The following is a 19,703-nucleotide window of genomic DNA, read 5'->3' as shown; positions in this document are numbered from 1 at the left end:
AATCTGGTAGCAGGGGCTGCCGACCTCACCAAAGATGACATCCCTTCAGCATCCGGAAGCTATTCGTCACTTCCAATCGCTGTGTGATGCCTGTCAGGAACTGACCAGTCGCTTCCATGGTCCTTCCGAACTGCGTCTCTACGCAGATGGTTATTTGCATGCTCTCAGACGAACGGGCAGTCTCGATCCCAGAGAGCTTGCCAAGCTCGAGGCGCTGGTCGAACGCTGGATCATGGACCCATCAAGTTTCATTGGTCCGGATGGTGATCTACGTACGCTCTACCAGCATCCTCAGCAATATTGATCTCAGCTAGCGAGTGCGATCTCTAGTTTGTCCTTCAGCTCACCGTTGTTATACATCTCGATCAGGATATCTGAACCGCCCATAAATTCACCTTTCACATAAACCTGAGGAATCGTCGGCCAATCGGAAAAGTCTTTGATTCCTTGGCGAATTTCCATGTCAGTGAGAACGTCAAACGTTTCAAAGCCGATTCCGAGTGCATTGAGGATTTGTACTACGTTGTTCGAGAATCCGCACTGGGGCATCAATTTAGTGCCCTTCATAAAGACGAACACTGGGCTGGAATTGATGAGAGTTTCGATACGGGTCTTGGTTTGAGCATCCATGGTTTTTCTTCTTAGTACTAGAGAGAGTCAGTCTGGCGTAGAGGTGTTGAGAGCCAAAGCGTGGATCGCTTCGCTTTTCAGTTCCTCCTTCAGAGCTTTGTATACCAGCTGGTGCTGACGAATGCGATTGAGACCTTCAAACGCTTCAGACACCACACTCACCTGAAGGTGGTCACCGCCACCGGTGAGATCTTCCACGCTGACCTTGGCATCAGGCAAGGCACTGCGTATGGCAGCGCCAACTGCATCTGGCTGAACCATGGAGTCGAGACAATACAGACACTGATGCTGGCAGATGAGCGCGACAGTTGGTCGGATTTAGCTGCCTGTTGCGCTCTGGCCGCCCCGAAAGGGAGTGTCAACGAAACCCAGCTCCAAAAGACTTTGGTAGGCCTTCTGACCTTCCGGTTTTGCCGGTGTCATCAGGCGAACCACTTCAACGAGCACAGGCACGGCCACTTCAGGTTGATTCTGGCGGCGGAACAGAGCAGCGAGTCTCAGGTTTGCCTGCGCCAGTAGAGACAGTGCTTTGCGCCCCTTTGCATCCATTTCTCGCGGAATTCTGGCGTCGAGACCTCGGAAAGCTCCACTCAAGTCTCGATAAAAAGCAAGGAGCTGTTTTGCTGCGGTGCGTGCATTGTCGTAATCCTTTTTGGCCCGATCCAAATTGCCGGATGACACAGCGGAATCTCCGCGTTGGATGAGCGATTCGACGGCTGCGACGTTGAACCCCGCACCGGTCGAGGCAAGAACCTTATTGACGGTCGCTGTAGTCGCGTCCGACGCGGTCTGACCCAGTGCTGGGCTGACGAATAATCCAGCCGTCAGTGCGAGCGCTGAGCAGATGAGGCGTGAGCGCATGATGAAAACCTCTGGTCAGCGGACTTTAAAGGCATTCCATAGGTCGTCCAACGGCCATCCTTGCCGCTTGTTCAGCCGCCTTCATGCCCTTCACAAGCAATTGGTTGAAATGCTTGGTCTCTTCTTTGCCCCGGCCTGAAATCTTCAGCACCTCCTCAAAACAGATGGCAGCCTGACTGAAGGGGGCCGGTCGGTTCGGGTTGTACGCCAAACCAACAGGAACCACAGGAACCTGCACCCCTTGTCTTAGGGCGAGCTGAGCTAGGCGTACCAACCCTTCTTTCACCACGATCGGCTCGTCATCACGATTGATGCGTCCTTCCGGAAAAACTACTAATTGTTGATCGTTCGCCAGCAGATCCAGCGCAAAACGGAGTGTTGTCAGGGATGGCTTGTCCTGGTCAACGGCGAAGCACCCCAGTCGTTGTAGGAACCATCCCTGGAGCCCTGCCATTTCCGTGCGCGTCACCATGAATCGACAGTCCCGTCCGGTGACGCGACGACCGGCTGCCATAGGAAGCATCAATGCGTCCCATCGGGCGCGATGGGTGGGGGCCAGAAGGACTGGGCCCTGCATCGGCAGATGGTGGCGTCCAAGCACGATTCTTTCTCGAAAAAATCCGCGCAGCGCGAAATCTTGCGTGACCACCATGGCCAAAGGCGCCCAAAAAGGGTTGATACCCGTTTCAAGGGCGGAAGCTCGTGTTGCCAGGCTGCTGGGCACCGCCTTGAGCCACAGTTCATCGTTGAGAAAGCTAGGCCTTGGCCTTCCACTTCCCAGCATCTTGCAGGGCAGTTGATCCTGCGGACGGTGCGCTCACCTGGCTCCATAGGATTCAGGTTTGAAATCGTTCGCCGTGGCCAGCCTCGGGGTCAACATTGATCACATCGCCAACGTGCGCCAGGCACGGAGAACGGTGGAACCCGATCCTGTGCCGATGGCTCTTCTGGCAGAGCTCGGCGGCGCTGATGGCATCACCGTTCACCTTCGCGAGGACCGTCGCCACATTCAGGACAGGGATGTGGATCTGTTGCGTCAGACGGTGCGTACCCGCCTGAATCTTGAGATGGCAGCAACCGATGAAATGATCTCCATCGCGCTTCGGGTACAACCCGATATGGTCACTCTTGTGCCGGAACGACGTGAAGAGGTTTCGACCGAAGGCGGACTCGACGTAAGCAGCCAACGCGCTGACCTCACCATCAAGATCAGCTCTCTGCAGGACGCGGGGATTCCAGTCAGCCTTTTTGTGGACCCAGAAAAGGGTCAACTGCAGGCTTGCCGTGATTGCAAGGCCCGTTGGGTTGAGTTGCATACCGGCACCTATGCCGAATCAAATTGGACCGATCAACCAGCAGAACTGGCTCGGCTGATTGAAGCGACAGCCTTGGCTCGCTCGTTTGGCCTGAGAGTGAATGCGGGGCATGGCCTCACGTATCAAAACGTTGAACCGGTTGCTTGCATCGACGGGATGGAAGAGCTGAATATCGGTCATTCGATCGTGGCCAGGTCTCTTGCTGTGGGGCTGCAGCAGGCCGTCCGGGAGATGAGGTCCTTGGTTCAGAATCCTCGTCGGGAACCTCTGTTCGGAAGCTATCCAGGATGACCACTTATCACTTCGTCGCTGCCAGCGAGCGTTTCCTCACTGAGGAGGAGCCTCTTGAAGAGGTGCTGAAGGAGCGCAGACGTCATTACGCCGAGGAAGGACGAGAGATCGATTTCTGGCTGGTGCGCAGACCAGCTTTTCTGAGCAGTCCGGAACTCTCAGTGGTAAAGAAGGAGGTCCCTGAGCCCTCTGCAGCTGTGGTGTCCACCGACGCAACGTTCATAACATTTATGAAGTTGCGTCTTGAATTTGTGCTTGAAGGTCGTTTTGAGGCTCCCACCAACACCATCCCAGATCCCCTGGCCTCCCTGAGCTGATCTCGACTCAGAATGGGTTGGTTTGGTGGTTGCTTGCACCAATGGTCTCCCTGTTCGTTCCGATGCTGTTGGTGCTTTGGAGTCTTGGGTGTACAGCCTTAGCCCAGAGCAATGATGTGTTGCCTATTTGGATCACATCGTGACCGATGAGGATCTCCAGGGAGGTCGTGGCCAGGATCCGTGTCCTGAGGATGCAACCAACAAAGACTATCCCTGGTTGTGATTTTTTTTGGGACTGCTGTTCAATCAGTGGATCGTTCTTATAAATGGAGTGTTGAGCCGTGGTGATCTGTGGTGATGATGCCCTCTTCAGCACTGGCACAAGCGTTTTATATCAGCCCACAATTCTCTCGCCTGCAGGTTGAAACCAAGGACTACCGGCTTCATCCCGTTCTCGGAGGGATCAGCAGCACCCGTTGGGGTGCTTATGAGCGTTTCGCAAAACGCAATTCACTTTTGGTGGATCGGCTGTCAGACCTCGAGGAGCTTCCGCTTGCAGTCAAATTGAATCGAAGGCCTCAAGAGTCTCCTCTTGATCGCTTGCCGGAGTCTCTGGGAATTCGTGTTAAAGCAGAAACAAATGCAAAGCTCAGACAACGCGGTTTGATATCGGGTGATCGTCGAAACAATCAGTTAATAGGAAGTCGCCGCGATGACATACTCTTCGGTCGCTCGGGTGATGACATCCTGATCGGCGGTTCGGGTGATGACCTTCTGTCTGGAGGTGCAGGCGCTGATCTCTTCCTCTTTCGCGACTCGGAGCGTGTTGACTCTATTTTTTCTGACACCATCACGGATTTTCGTCCGGATCAGGGAGATCGGATTCTTATTGAAGGAGCCAGCCATTTCGTTGGTTCACAGGGGTTTACAGGACGTCCGGGTGAGGTTCAAGCCATTACTTGGATGGTAGATCTGATACCAGGCCAAGAAGGCAATCTGCAGCCTTGGATGATTCAGGGTGTCAGTCTGGCTATTGATGATGATGGCGATCAGCGAGCTGACGGATTTGTCGAAATTCCTGGGTTGACATCCGTTGAGGCTGACTGGTTAGGGATCAGTTGAATCCATTCAGTGATGCCATCCTTGCGCCTCTGCAGCAGGTGATCAGCAAGGAAACCCAGCGGGAGCTTGGGCTCTGTCTGAAATTTTCAGATGTTGGTACGCAAAAATCACTCCAATGTGGGATTCGTGATGGGGCTAGGTCTTGCAACGGTGATCCATCAGCGCCAAGACCCATCTCATCAGCACCATCGAAGCCGATAGCTTGCAAGCCGCTTGGGCTCAAGCAAAGTCCCTCTTCCCCTACGCAGACCTTGCCTTGGTGGTTGATGAGGAAGATTGATTCATAACCCATTCGAAGTTGACGACAAAAACCCTTGGTTTTGGATGTGGATCCAGTGGCTCACTAAGGCAATGGCTTCGATTGAGTCTCCATGATTGTAATAAACTTGCCACATGAGCTTTGAATCGCGTGCTCGTGACTTCCATCACTTGTCAGATCTGATGCTTTGGGAATTCGAGTAAGCAATGAGAAAGAGGATGTTAGCTCGTTAGAATCACAATCTGGGCAGCAAGCGTTTCGCAATACACTCTCACTTGCGGTGAGAAGTTGTTTTCTGTCATGGACTTGTTGCTGCGATGACCCCCCCCCGGTGAAATACTCACACCGACGGCAACGTTCAACCTTTAAGGCTTAGAGGAGGCGGATCTCCTCTTGAGCAGAACCTGATCGTCCTTAGTTGATCACCTCAACGATGACGCTGGCTGTGCCGTCTTCATCGATGTCGAGGGCATCGGCTGCACGGTGGGCTAGGTCAATCACCGTGCCCTTTTTGTAGGGCTTGCGGTCGTTGATCACCACCGTCACGCTTTCATTGGTGTCGACTCTGGTGACTTTTACCTCAGTGCCCAGCGGCAAGCTGCTGTGAGCCGCCGTCATTGTTCCCTTTTTGAGTACGTCACCGCTTGCGGTTTTGCGTCCGTAATACCCCGGGCCATACCAAGTGGCTCTCCCTTTCATCGTCTTCACGGTGTCTTCGCTTGCCAAGTGCGGCTTTTGTTTCGACTCTGTTTCATCGGCCTTTGTCGGCGCTTCTGGTACTGAAGAGGAGTTGGCTGAGGATTGGTTCGTGGTGCATCCGCAAACTCCGAGCATGATCAAAATCGCTGCCAGGAAGTTGAAACGCAGGAGATTGCCCATTATCAAAAAGGGGGTCTTCTAATTACTTAGCAATCGGGATTGGATCCGTCGATAACCTCCTGAAAACCGAGGTCTCCGACCATCCACTCGGCAGTGTCGCTCTTGAAGGGTCAGGCACAGCCTTTGAGAACTCACCCTGCTGCTGCTGGCTTCAGTTGGTCATTGGCGACTGGCATCAGTCTGTTGTCGGTGCAATTCCACCCTTGCAATGGGGATGTGTGCGGCTAATCGCAATGGTGAAAGGATTCTTCGACGGTGTCACTGGTTTCATGGCTATTTCAGCAACTGCTCCTCCAGCAGCATGTTGAATCCGAGTAGTTGTTCATCACTCAATTGCTGCCTTGATCCCACCTGGAAGTTGCTTTGGAGAAACTCTCGAGCCTGCTGTTGCTCCCAATTGAGGCGTTTCAGAATCTCATCGCACTGATTGACAAGATCAGAACGCCGTAAAGGGATTCCAGCAGTTTTTGCATCGCTAGAAGCTGGTAGTTCACGCAGGCGCTTGAGATAAGCCACGAGATCACTGAAGCGTGTGAGTCGATGTCTGCTGCTGTGACCAAACGCCCGCTCAAGATAAATGGATTCATTGGCACGATCCCAGCCGATGCGTTGCAATTCCAGATCGATTGCCGTGAGCTCTTCGCTCCAATCGTCGGGATCAGTGGGTGCCTCATTGACCGCGGTGGGTGCCGCGTGATCGCCCGAGGGCTGGATTGGTTCGACCGTTGTTGCTATCGGCGGCTCAGAGACAGGTGTTGGCTTCTGTGCAACTCGATCTCCTTCCTGGCTGCTGCTGCGCACGAGTTCTTTGCTGCCTGCTGCGGGTGCCCTGAACGTGTCCAGTCTTTGCTTCAGTCGGGCAATGGCCTGATCCTCTGCTTCGGTTGCCGTGGGTGCTTCGCCCAGGGCACTGCCCAGCGACGTGTCGCCGTCAAAGCCTTCCACTCGAACAATGCAGCGCTGGTCGTTGTGGTGGCAAAGCTGGGCTTGAGTTTTCATGCCACTGGTCGGCGCGTCCCATTTCTAGGCTGGGTTGATGGACACAGCTGCATTGCCCTCCTTAACCGCCTGGCTGGATGGCGTTGATCACCTTGGTGAGCTACTCCCGTTGTTACCGGTTTTAGTGAGTCTGGAACTGCTGTTATCGGCTGACAATGCCATTGCGCTGGCCGCGATTGCCCGAAAGCAGAGTGATCCTGCTCTCGAACGCCAGGCTCTCAATCTGGGTGTGTTGATGGCGTTCGTGCTCCGTGTGGCCCTCATCCTCATGGCGCAATGGGTCCTCGCCTTCCCACCGATCCAGCTGTTGGCAGGTGGGTATCTCCTATGGCTTTGTTATCAACATTGGCGACCCACAGACCTTGATGACAACTCAAAGACCTCATTGGACTCTTCGTCGACGGTGAGCTTTCGCCGAACAGTCGTCACTCTGGCAGTCACTGATTTGGCCTTCTCGATCGACAGTGTCGCTGCCGCTGTTGCGATCAGTGATCAGTTGTTCCTTGTGATCACTGGCGCTCTGATCGGTGTGGTCGCTCTGCGCTTCACGTCCGGCTTGTTCATCCAATGGCTGAAGATCTATTCAAGACTTGAATCGGCTGGATACCTCGCAGTGGCATTCGTTGGATTCAAGTTGCTGATCCAGCTGGTCTTCCCGATGATCGATGTTCCTGAGCTGTTGACCCTATCGGTGGTGGCCCTTTTGATGGTCTGGGGATTTTCGATTCGTCTGCCTCTCATTGCTGAAGAGACATAGCCGTGCTCATCGAGATTCGTCAGTTCGGAAGTGAGCAGCCGATTGATCGGTTGGAAATGGAGGATCCTCCCCACCCAGGCCGTTGGTTTTCGATCGACTCCAGAAGTTTCCTGGTGATGCAGAGGCGGCATCGGTACCGCCTTCGCTCTGGACGCTATGAACTCCGGTCTGTTGTCTTGCTGGTGAAGACACAGAAGCAACCGGACGATGCTCGCTGGTTCCTTCATGGCTGGGTGATCGGCGATCCCAGTTGTCGGTTTAATGCACGAAGCCCACTCTTGCGTTGTGCCGTGCTCCCGGAGGGTCCCTGCGAACGCTGTGTGCACCGTGAGGTTGCGCCTTAGCTTCTGCTTTCAGAATGGAGCGGTGAAAACACTGAGGATCGATGAAACGCGAGCGATGCTGGGTGTGGTTTCGAGGTGGCATCAATGAGTTGCCCCAGTGGGTCGGTGGTTTTTATGCCTCCACGGATGATCAGGAAGGGATCCTGATTCAGCACTCGACGTATCGCGATTGCAGGGTTCCTGCTTGGAGGGTCACGCAGCAGGAACCCAGTGATCCCCATGCCGCTCCAGAGATCCCTGACAATGCTGCTTGGCAATTGTTCTGAGGGCCCTTGGATGCAGCATTCCTCCTTGCGGGTCAGAGCTGTGCTTTTGGAATTTCTCAAATTTCGCGTTCTCGCAGCTCAGCAGACCTTTTTCAGTGATGAGACCCCCGAGCACCGTCGTGCCTGGCTGGCGCGCGTTCACCCCCAGGCACTCGTGCTCAGTGATCAGCAGCTCGATGAGGTCTGGAACCAGGCGCAGTTGCTCTACGCCGATCACTAAGAGGTGAATGGATGGCCCCGTAGGGTGTGGCTTGCGGCGGCATCACAATCAGCGCAGTTTCTGTCTCTATTGATCCTCAGGCTTTGTTTTCGGATCTGGGATTAGGTGAACCCCTGCTGGAGGCACTCCAGGACAAGGGTTATACCCATCCATCACCGATTCAGGCGCAGGCGATTCCTGCAGTGATTGATGGCAGGGATGTGATGGCAGCTGCGCAAACCGGTACAGGGAAAACAGCTGGTTTCACGTTGCCGGTGCTGGAGAGACTTCGGCACGGCAAACCGGCTGGACGAGGCCAGATTCGCGCTCTTGTCCTCACGCCCACCAGGGAACTCGCCGCCCAGGTCCTGGAGAATGTGAGGGCTTACAGCAGTCACTTGCCTCTCCGCAGCGATGTTGTGTTCGGCGGCGTGAAGGCCAACCCACAGATCAATCGCCTTCGTGGGGGAGTGGATCTGCTGGTGGCCACGCCCGGCCGGTTGCTTGATCTCCATCAACAGGGGGCCCTGCACTTTGATCAGCTGGAGTGTCTGGTTCTTGATGAAGCTGATCGCATGCTCGATATGGGTTTCATTCATGACATCCGTCGCTTGATCAGGCTGATGCCTGTGAAGCGTCAAACACTTCTGTTTTCCGCCACGTTCAGTGCACCAATTCGCAAGTTGGCGTCGGGCCTTCTCCACGATCCAGTGCATCTTCAAGTCACGCCTGAAAATCAGACGGCGCGATCGGTGGAGCAAGTGGTGCATCCTTGTGACATGGCGCGCAAGAGTGATTTGCTCAGCCATCTCATTCGTGCGGGGGACTGGCGTCAGGTGCTCGTGTTCTCGCGCACCAAGCACGGAGCCAATCGGGTTGCTGACCGTCTCAGCAAGGAAGGCCTTTCCGCTGCGGCCATCCATGGCAACAAGAGTCAGGGGGCCAGAACCCGTGCCCTTCAGGGTTTCAAGCAAGGAAACATCCGGGTGCTCGTCGCTACGGATATCGCCGCCAGAGGCATCGATATTCAGCAGCTTCCCCATGTGGTGAATCTGGATCTGCCGAATGTTGCGGAAGATTACGTGCACCGCATCGGTCGTACGGGTCGTGCGGGGGAAACGGGGCATGCAGTGTCCCTGGTTGCCGCTGAAGAAGCTCTTCTCCTCAAAGCGATCGAGCGGCTGACGGGTGAAGAGCTGAAGCGTCAGACCGTGAACGGGTTTGAGCCCACTGTGCTCAAGGCTCCGCCCCTGGATCTCAGCGGTGGTCGCAAGCGCCCACCTGGGAAACCCAGAGCGCGCAACGCACCTTCTTCAACAGTGCGCGGTCGTCATCGTTAGAGGTTTGCTTCGCGCCCAATGCTGTCTCCAGGGACTGCCTGGAGCTGTTGGATCAGAGTCTGCCCGCTGCTTCTTGCCTTCCCCTCCAGTTGGGCTTCACGAATCAGGATTGGACAGCCACTGGTACTCACCACCAGGCCTGAACCAGAGCAGTGAAGAACCTGGCCGGGGGAATGCGCACCTGTGCTCCAACGCCCTACCAAGCCGCGGGCGTCTTCAGACAGTGCATCCTTGAGACGCTCGATCAGCGGTTCCGTTGCCAGCACCTTCAGGCGGCGATCCTTCCAGGCCGTGAAGGCTCTTGGGTACAAACCCATCACCTTTCGATGGGTTGTTAGAGCTGGATCACTCCAGGTCAATTGAACGTCGTCTTTGGTAAGCATGCGGGCGTAGGTGCCCTGGTCTGGTTGTCGGCGCACGTTGAGTCGCGACCAACGATCTGCTTCCGGCCCTGGTCCAGCCGCCTCGATCGCTGGCATCGCCTCCAGCATCAGATCGGCGGTGAGCAGGCTGAGTCGTTCTCCCAGTTGATGGGCATTCTCAAGGAGGCCGATCGGCAGGCGTTGCTCAAGGAACACCGGACCCGTATCCAGGCCCTCTTCCATGGCCATGATCCCTACGCCTGTTTCTGGGTCCCCCTCGAGAATTGACCATTGAATCGGTCCCGCACCTCTCCAACGGGGAAGCAAAGAGCCATGCCCGTTCCAGCAGCCCAAAGGCGGGTGTTGAAGGATCTCCTTGGGCAGGATCTGGCCGAAGGCCACCACCACAGACACATCGGCATCCAGAGCATTCAGCTCTTGCTGGCACTCCGAGTCCCGTCGGATCTTTTCCGGAGTGAACACGGGACAGCCCAGCTCTTGAGCCCTTGCTTTGACAGGCGACGCCACCAATTGTTTGCCTCGACCTCGTCGCCGATCCGGTTGGGTCACCACTCCGACGATCTGATGCCCTGCCTTATGGAGTGTGTCGAGGGTTGGTACGGCGTAGGCCGGTGTGCCCCAGAACAGGATCTTTAAAGCCAAAGCAGTCGCGCTGTGATTGAATCAGGCTTCGCCGGTGATGGCGAGACCATCCACCCACACATGGGGACACACCCCTTCGTGGGTGACGATGGAATCGGCTTCGATCTGAACAATGGATCGAAGGAGCTCTCGTATATCGCCAGCAACCGTTGCTGCCTCAACGGAAATGCGCTCACCTCCATTCACCATCCAGCCGTCGAAGGGAAGCGAGAACGATCCTTGGCTGGCCTTGACTCCGGCATGGAGAGCATTGAGGCTCTCGATCATCACGAACGAATCCTGGGTTTTTCTGTGATCCAGATGATCGGCTGGAGGTCTGCACCCTTCACTGCGATGAACCTCAAACCAGTCCGGTCCAACAGAAACCTTGGCTCCTAAACCGGCATGTCCGGTGGGTTGCACCCCAAACTTTCTGGCGGTGGCTTCTGAGTGCAGGAAGCTCTCCAGATGCCCATCCCCAATCAGTCGCAGGGCACGGGTTGGTGTTCCTTCGCCATCGAAGGGCATCGCTCCGACGTGGGCAGGGTGAAGCCCGTTATCGATGAGATTGAAGAAGGGAACGGCCAGTTGTTGGCCGATCGTGTCGGGCTTGCTCAGGCTCACACCGTCGAGCACGGCGCGGGCATTGAACATGCTGCTGAAAGCACTAATGAGATCGAGAAAAGCTTCCGGTGTAAAGCACACCAGATAGCGACCCGTATCAATCGGTCTGTAGTTCAGATGGCTGATGGTGCGTTCGGCTGCTTCATCGATGCATCCCTTGAGATCCAGATCGGTGCTGCCGAGAGCCAGTCGTACCGCACCACCACTTCTGGGTTTCCGTCCCTGTTCTTCAGCGCGGGCGAACAGATAAAGACTGGCTTGGGTGCGTTGTGCCTGACGGAGAGCGCCATCACTGTTGAGGTAGATGCGCTCGCTGCTCCCCTCATTGAGGCCGTTGTAAGGGACCGTTTCGATTGCAGGGTGCCTGCTGAGGAGCTCCTTCTCTGCCTCAAGAAGATGCTTGAGCAGGGATTGAATGCCTTCGGAGTCCTTGAGAGGTCGATCCAGAGGTTCTGTTGGAGCGTTTGCCAGGGGGGAGAAGTGGGGAACCTCATCGCTGTTCCCGAAGGCGCTGGCCTGATGGGCGCCCATCAACGCCTTTTCCAGGCCTGATTCCGAAAGATCGGAGGTGCTGGTGATTCCCACCAGGCCTTGCTGATTCCACACACGCACGGTGATGGAACTGCGTTGGGACGCTTTCAGCTGTTTGGCTTCACCGCGATCAACCTGAACAGATGCACTGTTGCTCCGACTGGCTCCGAGATCCCATTGCGAGATCCCTTCACGGGATGCGAGATGGTGGAGCCGATCACGCAGAGCCGAGACGTTCAGAGGTGTATTTCCCACGATCAGCGGCCTCCCACGGTGATGGAATCAACTTTGACGTGGGGTTGTCCCACGGTCACGAAGACGCTTCCGCTCACTGAACCGCAATAGCCGGCGGCAAGATCAAGATCATCGGCACACATAGAAATCCGTGGCATGACCTCTTTGGCTTCACCGATCAGGGTGGCTCCTTTCACAGGCTTGCTCAGGGTTCCGTTTTCAATCAAATAGCCCTCTTCAACGGAAAAGTTGAACTGTCCTGTGGGGCCGACACTTCCGCCTCCCATGGATTTGCAGTAAAGCCCGCGATCCACGGATCCGATCAGATCATCAATGCTGTGAGGACCAGCAGCGATGTAGGTGTTGCGCATCCGACTTGCGGCTGCGAATCCGTGGCTCTGGCGGCGACCACTGCCGGTACGGGCGTGACCGGTGCGCAGCTCTCCTGCACGGTCGCTGATAAACCGCTTCAGGACTCCTTTTTCGATCAGAACTGTTCGCTGCGGTTCCATTCCCTCGTCGTCCATGGACATGGAGCCAAAGGCCCCGTCACTCAACCCCTCATCGATGGCAGTTACGGCTGGATGGGCTATGGATTCGCCGATGCTCTCGGCGAATGGTGTGGTGCCGCGTTCGATCTGGGTTGTTTCCAGCAAGTGCCCGCAGGCTTCATGGAAGATCACGCCACCAAATCGGTTGGCAAGCACCACAGGCATCTGGCCACCGTCCACATAGTCAGCACGCAGCATGGTGGACGCACTGCCGCACACCTCTTGAGCGGAGGCTTCGATGTTCCAGTCGCACAGATCATTGGGTTTGTCGGTGGTTCCGTACCGACGAGCGATGCTGGCGCGGTGGTCACCGTCTGCAGCCAGCACACTGAGTCCGCTGGATTGATGCAGCCTGATGTCGCGAGCGAAGGTGCCGTCACTGGCAGCCACGAGCACTTCCTGCCAGTCCCGGGAGAAATTGCCGCGCCTTACTTCAAGATGCTGGCCAAGGCGCTGCAGGCATTGGGTTCCTTCAAGCAGTCGCTGGGTGATGACATCAAGGTTGGGTGTGCGCTCCAACCAATCGTTTTTCGTCGCAGCGAAATTTCTGAGAGCGCTGACACCTTGAAATGAATTGGAACCGGAGAGGGTGGATCGTTCCAGTTGAAGCATGGCCAAAGCCTGATCCAGTGCCTCGGTCAAACCGGTGTCACTGAGATCGTTGGTGCTCACGAATCCATCCCTCGCACCCCGGAACACCCGGATGCCTGCTCCCATTCCGAAGGCCGGCGAAACACTGGTGATCTTGTCTTGTTCAGCGAGCACTCCCAAGTGGTCGGTGCGCTCGAGGAAGACTTCAACGAGATCGGCTCCTGCTGCCAGACCGACACTCAACAAGGTGTTGAGACGTTGCTCCCATGGAAAACAACAGGGATCCAGGTTGAAGATCCCGGTTGTAGAAGTTGTCGTGGTTTGCATCAGCGCACGCTGGGTTGAAACTGCTCGCTGCGCACTGGAGCCATCAAAAAGAGCGACGCCATCTGCCCACCGTTGGCAATCCAGTGGGGAAGTTTGCGCAACCACTTGATCGGTGCTGGTGAAGCACTGGCATCTACGGCATCCAGGGCTGCGTTGTTGGTTACCAAGTTTTCAAGCCCTGCAAAAAACTTAGGATTTTTGACATCTAAGACAACGGGGAAAACTCTGGCGGTTGTCTCGTTGGTCTTGTCAATCACCAGTCGGTCGTAGTCACGCGCATCAAGTCCCAGAGCTTCGTAAAACTCCTTGCGGGCTACGTCGCGCACGTACATCGTCGCGAAAACGGCCAGTAGGAAGAAGCGGCACCAGAGGCGTGCTCGGATGCCACGAACAGTATTGGGTTGTGCCTTCATCAAGGCATCAAAGAAATCACCGTGGCGGTTTTCGTCTTGGCACCAGTTTTCAAAGAAATTGAAAATCGGGAAGATCTTGCTGTCGGGGTTCTTCTCCAGATGACGGAAAATCGTGATGTAGCGCCAATAACCAATCTTTTCAGAGAGATAGGTGGCGTAGAAAATGAATTTGGGTTTGAAAAATGTGTACTTCTTATTAGCGGTCAGGAAGCCCAGATCGAGCTGCAAACCGAAATCACTCATCGATTTGTTCAGAAACCCGGCATGGCGGGCTTCATCACGGGCCATATGAGCAAAACATTCAGCCAAAAGCGGATTTCTTGTCTTAATGCGACGGCTGAGTTCTTTGTAGAGCAAAAAGCCTGAAAACTCTGATGTGCAGCTCTGCTCAAGGAATTCAACGAAAACACGGCGTGTTTCCGGGTCGAGTTTGTCGGCGGCTCCGTCGAATTCTGCGTTGCGAACAAAGTGATGACGGTTGTAATCCTTGCGGAACTCCTCGCAGATGGCCTCCAGTTCTGCTTCGTTTGGCCGCAGATCCATTGCGGCCATGGCTTCGAAGTCCGTTGTGTAGAAGCGCGGCGTGAGGATCGTGTCCTTGGCCGGATCCTTAACGGCAACGGCTGATCCTGCGGCAGGTGCGTCGTTGACGGCGGTAGGAGGCACCATCTGTTTTTGCTCAGTACTAGTCATCGTAAGTGGCACCGTGAGGTTGCCGAGGTCTCTGTGAAGCGAGTGGTTCAGTTGCCACCAAGCCATTTCTGACCGTTGAGCCGCTGGAGCAGTCGCGATTGCAGAAGCGCGAGGGTAATTCGCTTCTCGTCGATCAGAAACGATTCCAGCAGGCTTGGTTCGGCTGCGGACTCGGCAAGGGCAATGGTTTTGCCGGAGGTGATGGCATCGGATTCGAAGCAGAGCCAAAACCTGCGCTCGCTACTGAGCTCTCCTTTCACCATCCAACACAAACCACCCACCACGGGGCGCTCTCCCTCCGAGAGAGAAAGGCTCACTGGAGCATGTCCTCGATCGGCCAAGGCCTTCGAGAGCGAGGGGAGGAAGTCCTCTTGGATAAAGGAGGCGAAAGCTTTGTCCTCGGGCTTTGGTTTGGCGGCAGGTTTTGCTTTGCCTTCACCAGCGGGTTTGGTCGTGCCTTTCGGCTTGGCAGGGGTTTCGCTCACCGGTTGTCGGTCACTGGCGGGACTGTAGACAGCATTGGTGTTACCTCACCAATCGCCGCCTACCAGTCCTCGCTGAGGGGCTGATTCCAGTCATCAGGCTCTGCAGCCTTGGATGCTCCAGCTGCCGTGGTCTTCGCCTGATCATCCATCGGCACCGTCTCAGCTTGTGCTTCGCCGCGTCGAATCACCCGAAAGGGTACGGAAACGGTTGGCGCTGGATCACGCACATCCCGTTCAGGCCACGTCACGGACGCGGCATCGGGGGGAGAATTCGGCTGTTCAGGTGGTTCCGAACGCTCAGGCGGCCATTGAAAGGGCCGCCGCACTTCGCGCTGGAGCGTGGGTTGCTGGGGAGATGCCGCCAAGGCACCTCCTGAACCCAGTGCCGCGCCGGTTGCAGCTGCAATGGCCATCCAGGCACCGATGGGCAGAGTGGGAAGCTGCCAGGTGAGGATCCGAAGGCTTCCTCCCTTCCCGAGATTCAGACCTGCGACCAGCAACGTGAGCAGCAAGGGTGACAGGCATGGAATCAGAAGCAGCCGTTGCAGCGGAGTCATGGGCGTCGTCCCTGCCAGCGGCTCTGTTCAGTCAGCGATTCGCCCAAACCGTCAAACAGGCGCATGACAAGAAAGTCGAGCATGTCGTCGAGGGATTCCGGTTGGGTGTACCAGGCTGGAATGGGCGGAGCAATCCTGGCTCCAGCTTCGGCAAGCGTTGTGAGATTGCGCAGATGAATCAGGTTCCATGGCATTTCCCTCGGGGCAATGACGAGGGGTCTGCCTTCCTTGAGGTGCACATCCGCGCTGCGCTCCAGCAGGTCTCCTGCCAGTCCAGCCGCCAGGCGCCCCACGGTTCCCATCGAGCAGGGGACAACCACCATTCCCCGCGTCACCACACTGCCACTGGCCACCACAGCGGCTTGATCATCCCAGCGATGGCAGATCAACTCGCCGGTTTGCACGTCGAGATGGTCACGCCAGAACCGTTGCTGCTGGTCGGGATCCACAGGGACAGCGATGCCCCGTTCAGCTCTCCAAACTTCGTGAGCTCCCCTGCTGACAATCACATGAACGCTGTGACCACCGCGAAGAAGCCATTGAATGCTTCGTTCCGCTAATTGTTGGGCGGACGCGCCGCTCACGCCGATCACGAAAGGAGAGATCATGCGTCTGACACGGCAACAGGCAAGGGGTCCTGTTCAGTGGACTGATCAGTGGGTACTACTTCCAGGTCGATCTGATTGCGCAATACGTCGACTTTCAGCACTTTGACCTTCACGAGGTCTCCAAGTTGATACACCCGTCGACTCCGCCGTCCCACCAGTCGATTCTGCCGAGAACGGTATTCATACCAGTCGTCATTCAACGAGCTGACGTGCACTAACCCTTCCACCATCGATGGCGGAATCTCGACGAAGAATCCATAACTTTGCACTCCACTAATCACACCGTTTTGCTCCTGATTCACCATGGGCTCGGCGCTTCTGGCATGAGCCATCGCGATCATGTCCTTGCGTAGATCTGAAACCTGGCGTCGGCGCGTGTTGAGACGCTGAAGCATCCGTTCCCGGAACAGTTCTGCCAGTTTTTGATCCTGGGATGCGGTGAAAAGCGGCCAGGTGATCTGATCACCAGCTCCCTGACGTCCGATCTCCACCTTGGTTTTATGACGCACGTTGGGACGATCCTTTCCCTCATTCAGCAGTTGACACAGGACCTGTTGATTCAGGACATCGGCGTAATGGAGTGTCGGGCAACACCAGGGTGCTAGGGATTGAGACCAGAATGAACCATCAGTCTTGGGATTTTGGCTGTCTTGATCATCGGCCTGCATCTCTGACGCAACCTCAGTTTCAGACTCCGTGATCGCGTCATCAACTTGAACACCTGTTGCGGTCTCAGCAACATCAGCAAGTCGGTACATGGTGTAGGGCAGTGCCTGGCGAAGCTGCAGATTCAGAACGCGGCTGTACTGGCAACCGGCGACGGCCTTGGCGAGTTCGCCCGCAGAAGGCGTGCCGTCCTCGTCAAGCTCCAGCTGCACATCAAGCGCAACTGCAGCTTTAGCAACATCCGTCAGTGCTGAATCATCGGCAGGGGGAGCTTCAAGCAGCACAGCTGGAAGATTCAGGTTCTTGCAGTGATAACTCCACACACGGTGTGCCGTGCGCAGCAGCACTGCCATCAGGCATTCCGGAGCGGCAGCATTGAACGGTTCCGTCCAGTTGGTGCCATCACCATCAGGGGACACTTGATTTAAATCCCCGAGACTGTCGAGTTGCGGTTTGGGCAGGTCAAGTTCGATCAGGCCTGCAGACTTTTCGCACTCATGGGCGTTCCTGGCACAAAAAATCAGAGTCTCTAGTTGGTTGATCTGCTCTTTGATCGGTTTAAGGGACGCTGGGATCGCCCGCGATTTCGGTTTGCGATTGTCGAGAGCTGCCAGTTGTTCGTGTGTGAGTTCTGCAACTGGACGGATCTTGGTCAGGGAGAACTCCCAGTCTTTCCATTCACAGTCAGGGCCAATGTCTAGCCGCAGCGTGACTGCATCTTGAACCTCGCCGACGCGGAATGCGCTTGCCTTGGTCAGTGCCGGGCTCAGCAGCGGTATCCACTGCCGGCCAAGACAGATGCTTTCTGATTGGTTCGAGAGCCATTGGTCAAGACTGTTTCCTGGCGTTAGGCGTTCGGCCAACGCTGGCGCATGGACCCACAGGCGTGTCCCTCCTTCATGAGGAATGACATGGATGGCCGGTAAACAGACAGCCTCATCGTCAGACCAGGGCTTGAGAAGAAGAGCAGGTTGATCAGTGAGATCGTTCCTCTTCTTTGCTGCGGGTGACTTAAGCGAAGCTCGTGGTGGAGTGGGACGTTGATGGAGATTGGCTTTTGTCAACATCAGATCTCTGTCATCCTCCGCTCCTCCATTGAGAGGAAGAGAGCGAGCGACATGGCCCTGGGCCGAAAATTGGGCCACGGGGTAACGGTCCAGGACCACCTCCGCGACTGCCTCATCCGCTGAAGTCGTTGCGTAGCTCGCATCCTCAGCCGGTAGGTCGATGGCCGCAAGAAGACGATCATCGAGGGGAATGGCGATGAGTTTCTCTTCTTGTTGTTCAACAGTGGCCAGAAGACTTGTTGTGGCCCGTTCGAGAATGCATTGCACACCTCCCTCAGGTGAACGGCGGCGGCCGCCTTCCCTGGTGATGCGCACGAGCACGCGATCACCGTTCCAAGCGTGATTCAACTGATGATCGCGGATGTAAATGTCATCACCACCGTCATCTCGGATGGCGAAACAAAAACCCTTGGTGCTGCATCGAAGCCGGGCTTGCACCAAATCATCGGTGATGCATTTGTGAATGCCACCGCTCTCATCCGTGTTCAGGATTCCAAGGCGCGTGAGGGCTTCTAAAGCCAATCCAAGAGTGTGTTTCTCTGATCGATTGCTCAAACGGAGGATCTTCTCGAGCTTTGTCGTTTCCAGGGTTCCATCGGAAGGAACCTGGTCGAGTAGATCAGCAACCGTGAATTTCATCAGAACGGATTCGGAAACCGGACTTCAGGTCCGGGAGGAGGACAAAACGGGTGCGCAAGCAGCAGAGGGACCGCGCAACCATTTAATCCACTCGATCTTACGAGCCGATGCCTTGACGGGATGTGATTCAGTCCTGTTCTGGAAGGACACCGGACTCAGTATTGAGCTTCGGCCAAAGAAGGCGGAGTCCGATGACCAGAAACCCGATGGATGCCGACAGCTGGATCCAGTCAGCAGGAATGATCGCCGAGAGAGATCCCCCAGCAACAGCCCCGATCAGGCTGGCGATCACAAGGGCGCTCGATGATCCCAGGAAGACGGCAAGCGGTCGGTCCGAGGTCCCGCTGATTGCCACGGTCGCCAGCTGCGTCTTGTCTCCGAGCTCAGCCAGAAACACAGTGACGAAGGTTGAGAGCAGCAGCGTGAGATTCATCGTTGAGTTGGTTGGATTGGGCTGAGAGTCGACCGGGTCGCTCAGAGGAGATGGTCCCCTAGGACTGATCGCAGCGCCTGGGATCCGAGCCATAGTCCGAGCCCCACCATCAGCAGCCCTGCCATTTGTTCCAGGCGTTCGGGTTGCAGAACTGAGGAAAGCCAGCGTCCCACCAGCACGCCGACCAGGCTTGAGCAGATCAGAGCCAGAGCGGCACCACCAAAAACCAGCCACGGTTGTCCGGATTCTGCAGAGAGCAGCAACGTCGCCAACTGCGTCTTGTCCCCAAGTTCCGCCAGGAACACGGTGGAGAAGGTACTGACCAGAACGGTTGTGAATCCTGGACGCTGAGAGCTTCCGGCGTCGGTCATCGCAATGGAGGCGTGGATCGAATCAGTCGTTCGAACTTACGCAGTTCCAGACTGCGTCCACCATGAACCGACCGAATCTGCTGGCGGCAGCAGGAGATGGCGAAGGCATCAGCATGGTCTTTGGGAACGTCGAAGAGGCTGCAGAGGCTGGCGACACGACAGAAATCTGGGCGTTCTTCGTAAATGCGACATCGCCTGGCACCACTGTCGAAGTGAATGCACCATCCATCGGCCCCCACCATGGCGAGGTATTGGCTCTGCTGTTCAGGTGTCAGTGCCTCGATCGCTTCCTGACGTTCCTCTGGGGCCAGCCTGCAGCAGGCTCCGCAGTGCTGGAGGCAGGCCCAGTGCAGGGAATGGCGACTCATGATGACAATCCGTGGTTGGTT

General features: G+C 56.0%; 27 protein-coding genes. 10 read left to right on the top strand and 17 right to left on the bottom strand.

What is annotated here, in order from left to right; all coding sequences use genetic code 11:
• Positions 1 to 34: 34 nt before the first annotated feature.
• On the top strand, positions 35 to 304 hold the full coding sequence (locus tag ACLM45_RS03610; protein WP_415410629.1) for a DUF6761 family protein: 270 nt from the start codon (positions 35 to 37) through the stop codon (positions 302 to 304).
• 2 nt (positions 305 to 306) lie between these two features.
• Here ACLM45_RS03610 and grxD read toward each other — a convergent pair whose 3' ends face one another.
• The 4 genes from grxD to ACLM45_RS03590 are packed head-to-tail and all read right to left on the bottom strand — an operon-like array spanning position 307 to position 2,215.
• Positions 307 to 630 carry a Grx4 family monothiol glutaredoxin gene (gene grxD / locus ACLM45_RS03605; protein ID WP_006041536.1) on the bottom strand — a complete coding sequence of 108 codons (324 nt, stop codon included), beginning with the start codon at positions 628 to 630 and terminating at the stop codon, positions 307 to 309.
• Between the two features lie 27 nt (positions 631 to 657).
• Positions 658 to 891 carry a BolA family protein gene (locus tag ACLM45_RS03600; RefSeq protein WP_415410627.1) on the bottom strand — a complete coding sequence of 78 codons (234 nt, stop codon included), beginning with the start codon at positions 889 to 891 and terminating at the stop codon, positions 658 to 660.
• A 57-nt stretch (positions 892 to 948) separates the two neighbouring features.
• Positions 949 to 1,491: a hypothetical protein gene (locus tag ACLM45_RS03595; protein WP_006041534.1), complete on the bottom strand. Its 543-nt coding sequence runs from the start codon at positions 1,489 to 1,491 to the stop codon at positions 949 to 951.
• A 25-nt stretch (positions 1,492 to 1,516) separates the two neighbouring features.
• Positions 1,517 to 2,215 (bottom strand): lysophospholipid acyltransferase family protein, encoded by a 699-nt coding sequence (locus tag ACLM45_RS03590; RefSeq protein WP_415410625.1) that lies wholly within the window; start codon positions 2,213 to 2,215, stop codon positions 1,517 to 1,519.
• Between the two features lie 133 nt (positions 2,216 to 2,348).
• Between ACLM45_RS03590 and ACLM45_RS03585 the strand changes: the two genes are divergently transcribed.
• The 3 genes from ACLM45_RS03585 (at position 2,349) to ACLM45_RS03575 (ending at position 4,477) form a co-directional block, all read left to right on the top strand.
• Entirely contained in the window at positions 2,349 to 3,098 is a 750-nt protein-coding gene (locus tag ACLM45_RS03585) for a pyridoxine 5'-phosphate synthase (protein WP_415411338.1), read from the top strand.
• Positions 3,095 to 3,415 carry an MgPME-cyclase complex family protein gene (locus ACLM45_RS03580; RefSeq protein ID WP_006041531.1) on the top strand — a complete coding sequence of 107 codons (321 nt, stop codon included), beginning with the start codon at positions 3,095 to 3,097 and terminating at the stop codon, positions 3,413 to 3,415. Before ACLM45_RS03585 ends, ACLM45_RS03580 begins: the two co-directional genes overlap by 4 nt.
• Before the next feature lie 297 nt (positions 3,416 to 3,712).
• Positions 3,713 to 4,477, top strand: a complete 765-nt coding sequence (locus ACLM45_RS03575; RefSeq protein WP_415410623.1) for a hypothetical protein — start codon at positions 3,713 to 3,715, stop codon at positions 4,475 to 4,477.
• A gap of 673 nt (positions 4,478 to 5,150) precedes the next feature.
• On the opposite strand, the gene ACLM45_RS03570 is transcribed toward ACLM45_RS03575, so the two are convergent.
• Entirely contained in the window at positions 5,151 to 5,435 is a 285-nt protein-coding gene (locus ACLM45_RS03570; protein WP_415410621.1) for a septal ring lytic transglycosylase RlpA family protein, read from the bottom strand.
• 10 nt (positions 5,436 to 5,445) lie between these two features.
• Here ACLM45_RS03570 and ACLM45_RS03565 point away from each other — a divergent pair, with 10 nt between their 5' ends.
• The gene (locus ACLM45_RS03565; RefSeq protein ID WP_232198930.1) at positions 5,446 to 5,637 is read left to right on the top strand and encodes a hypothetical protein; all 192 of its coding nucleotides are present in this window, start codon (positions 5,446 to 5,448) and stop codon (positions 5,635 to 5,637) included.
• Between the two features lie 251 nt (positions 5,638 to 5,888).
• Here the strand turns inward: ACLM45_RS03565 and ACLM45_RS03560 are convergent, their stop codons facing one another.
• Positions 5,889 to 6,614, bottom strand: coding sequence for a hypothetical protein (locus ACLM45_RS03560; protein ID WP_415410619.1), 726 nt, complete (start codon positions 6,612 to 6,614; stop codon positions 5,889 to 5,891).
• 37 nt (positions 6,615 to 6,651) lie between these two features.
• On the opposite strand from ACLM45_RS03560, the gene ACLM45_RS03555 reads away from it, so the two are divergent.
• From ACLM45_RS03555 to ACLM45_RS03535, 5 genes are all read left to right on the top strand, one after another.
• Positions 6,652 to 7,371 carry a TerC family protein gene (locus tag ACLM45_RS03555; RefSeq protein ID WP_415410618.1) on the top strand — a complete coding sequence of 240 codons (720 nt, stop codon included), beginning with the start codon at positions 6,652 to 6,654 and terminating at the stop codon, positions 7,369 to 7,371.
• 2 nt (positions 7,372 to 7,373) lie between these two features.
• Entirely contained in the window at positions 7,374 to 7,715 is a 342-nt protein-coding gene (locus ACLM45_RS03550) for a DUF6464 family protein (protein ID WP_006041524.1), read from the top strand.
• A 41-nt stretch (positions 7,716 to 7,756) separates the two neighbouring features.
• Positions 7,757 to 7,981 carry a hypothetical protein gene (locus ACLM45_RS03545; protein WP_006041523.1) on the top strand — a complete coding sequence of 75 codons (225 nt, stop codon included), beginning with the start codon at positions 7,757 to 7,759 and terminating at the stop codon, positions 7,979 to 7,981.
• A gap of 10 nt (positions 7,982 to 7,991) precedes the next feature.
• Positions 7,992 to 8,201 (top strand): hypothetical protein, encoded by a 210-nt coding sequence (locus ACLM45_RS03540; RefSeq protein ID WP_415410616.1) that lies wholly within the window; start codon positions 7,992 to 7,994, stop codon positions 8,199 to 8,201.
• 83 nt (positions 8,202 to 8,284) lie between these two features.
• Positions 8,285 to 9,520 carry a DEAD/DEAH box helicase gene (locus ACLM45_RS03535; RefSeq protein ID WP_415410614.1) on the top strand — a complete coding sequence of 412 codons (1,236 nt, stop codon included), beginning with the start codon at positions 8,285 to 8,287 and terminating at the stop codon, positions 9,518 to 9,520.
• On the opposite strand, the gene fmt is transcribed toward ACLM45_RS03535, so the two are convergent.
• The 11 genes from fmt to ACLM45_RS03480 form a co-directional block, all read right to left on the bottom strand.
• Positions 9,517 to 10,545: a methionyl-tRNA formyltransferase gene (gene fmt / locus ACLM45_RS03530; RefSeq protein ID WP_415410612.1), complete on the bottom strand. Its 1,029-nt coding sequence runs from the start codon at positions 10,543 to 10,545 to the stop codon at positions 9,517 to 9,519. The two genes, ACLM45_RS03535 and fmt, sit on opposite strands and share 4 nt — an antisense overlap.
• Positions 10,546 to 10,566: 21 nt before the next feature.
• Positions 10,567 to 11,934, bottom strand: a complete 1,368-nt coding sequence (locus ACLM45_RS03525) for a TldD/PmbA family protein (protein WP_415410611.1) — start codon at positions 11,932 to 11,934, stop codon at positions 10,567 to 10,569.
• Positions 11,935 to 11,936: 2 nt separating this feature from the next.
• Positions 11,937 to 13,382 carry a TldD/PmbA family protein gene (locus tag ACLM45_RS03520; RefSeq protein WP_415410609.1) on the bottom strand — a complete coding sequence of 482 codons (1,446 nt, stop codon included), beginning with the start codon at positions 13,380 to 13,382 and terminating at the stop codon, positions 11,937 to 11,939.
• Positions 13,382 to 14,464 carry a magnesium-protoporphyrin IX monomethyl ester (oxidative) cyclase gene (gene acsF / locus ACLM45_RS03515; protein ID WP_415410607.1) on the bottom strand — a complete coding sequence of 361 codons (1,083 nt, stop codon included), beginning with the start codon at positions 14,462 to 14,464 and terminating at the stop codon, positions 13,382 to 13,384. Before acsF ends, ACLM45_RS03520 begins: the two co-directional genes overlap by 1 nt.
• Positions 14,465 to 14,535: 71 nt before the next feature.
• Complete coding sequence (locus ACLM45_RS03510; protein ID WP_415410605.1) at positions 14,536 to 14,973, bottom strand: DUF2996 domain-containing protein; 438 nt, start codon at positions 14,971 to 14,973, stop codon at positions 14,536 to 14,538.
• 59 nt (positions 14,974 to 15,032) lie between these two features.
• Positions 15,033 to 15,530 (bottom strand): hypothetical protein, encoded by a 498-nt coding sequence (locus tag ACLM45_RS03505; protein WP_415410603.1) that lies wholly within the window; start codon positions 15,528 to 15,530, stop codon positions 15,033 to 15,035.
• A complete protein-coding gene (locus tag ACLM45_RS03500; protein ID WP_006041514.1) occupies positions 15,527 to 16,138 on the bottom strand; it encodes a flavin prenyltransferase UbiX in 612 nt (203 codons plus the stop codon). Before ACLM45_RS03500 ends, ACLM45_RS03505 begins: the two co-directional genes overlap by 4 nt.
• Positions 16,135 to 18,510, bottom strand: coding sequence for an RNB domain-containing ribonuclease (locus tag ACLM45_RS03495; RefSeq protein WP_415410601.1), 2,376 nt, complete (start codon positions 18,508 to 18,510; stop codon positions 16,135 to 16,137). Before ACLM45_RS03495 ends, ACLM45_RS03500 begins: the two co-directional genes overlap by 4 nt.
• A 127-nt stretch (positions 18,511 to 18,637) precedes the next feature.
• Complete coding sequence (locus tag ACLM45_RS03490; RefSeq protein WP_006041512.1) at positions 18,638 to 18,943, bottom strand: TMEM165/GDT1 family protein; 306 nt, start codon at positions 18,941 to 18,943, stop codon at positions 18,638 to 18,640.
• Positions 18,944 to 18,984: 41 nt separating this feature from the next.
• The gene (locus tag ACLM45_RS03485) at positions 18,985 to 19,314 is read right to left on the bottom strand and encodes a TMEM165/GDT1 family protein (RefSeq protein WP_006041511.1); all 330 of its coding nucleotides are present in this window, start codon (positions 19,312 to 19,314) and stop codon (positions 18,985 to 18,987) included.
• On the bottom strand, positions 19,311 to 19,682 hold the full coding sequence (locus ACLM45_RS03480; protein WP_006041510.1) for a YkgJ family cysteine cluster protein: 372 nt from the start codon (positions 19,680 to 19,682) through the stop codon (positions 19,311 to 19,313). The genes ACLM45_RS03485 and ACLM45_RS03480 overlap by 4 nt, the downstream gene beginning before the upstream one ends.
• Positions 19,683 to 19,703 lie beyond the last annotated feature (21 nt).

It is taken from the genome of Synechococcus sp. A10-1-5-9, assembly GCF_047716785.1.
GTDB lineage: Bacteria > Cyanobacteriota > Cyanobacteriia > PCC-6307 > Cyanobiaceae > Synechococcus_C.
The sequence above is the reverse complement of the archived record's forward strand: the minus strand, read 5'-3'. Positions and strand labels throughout refer to the sequence as shown.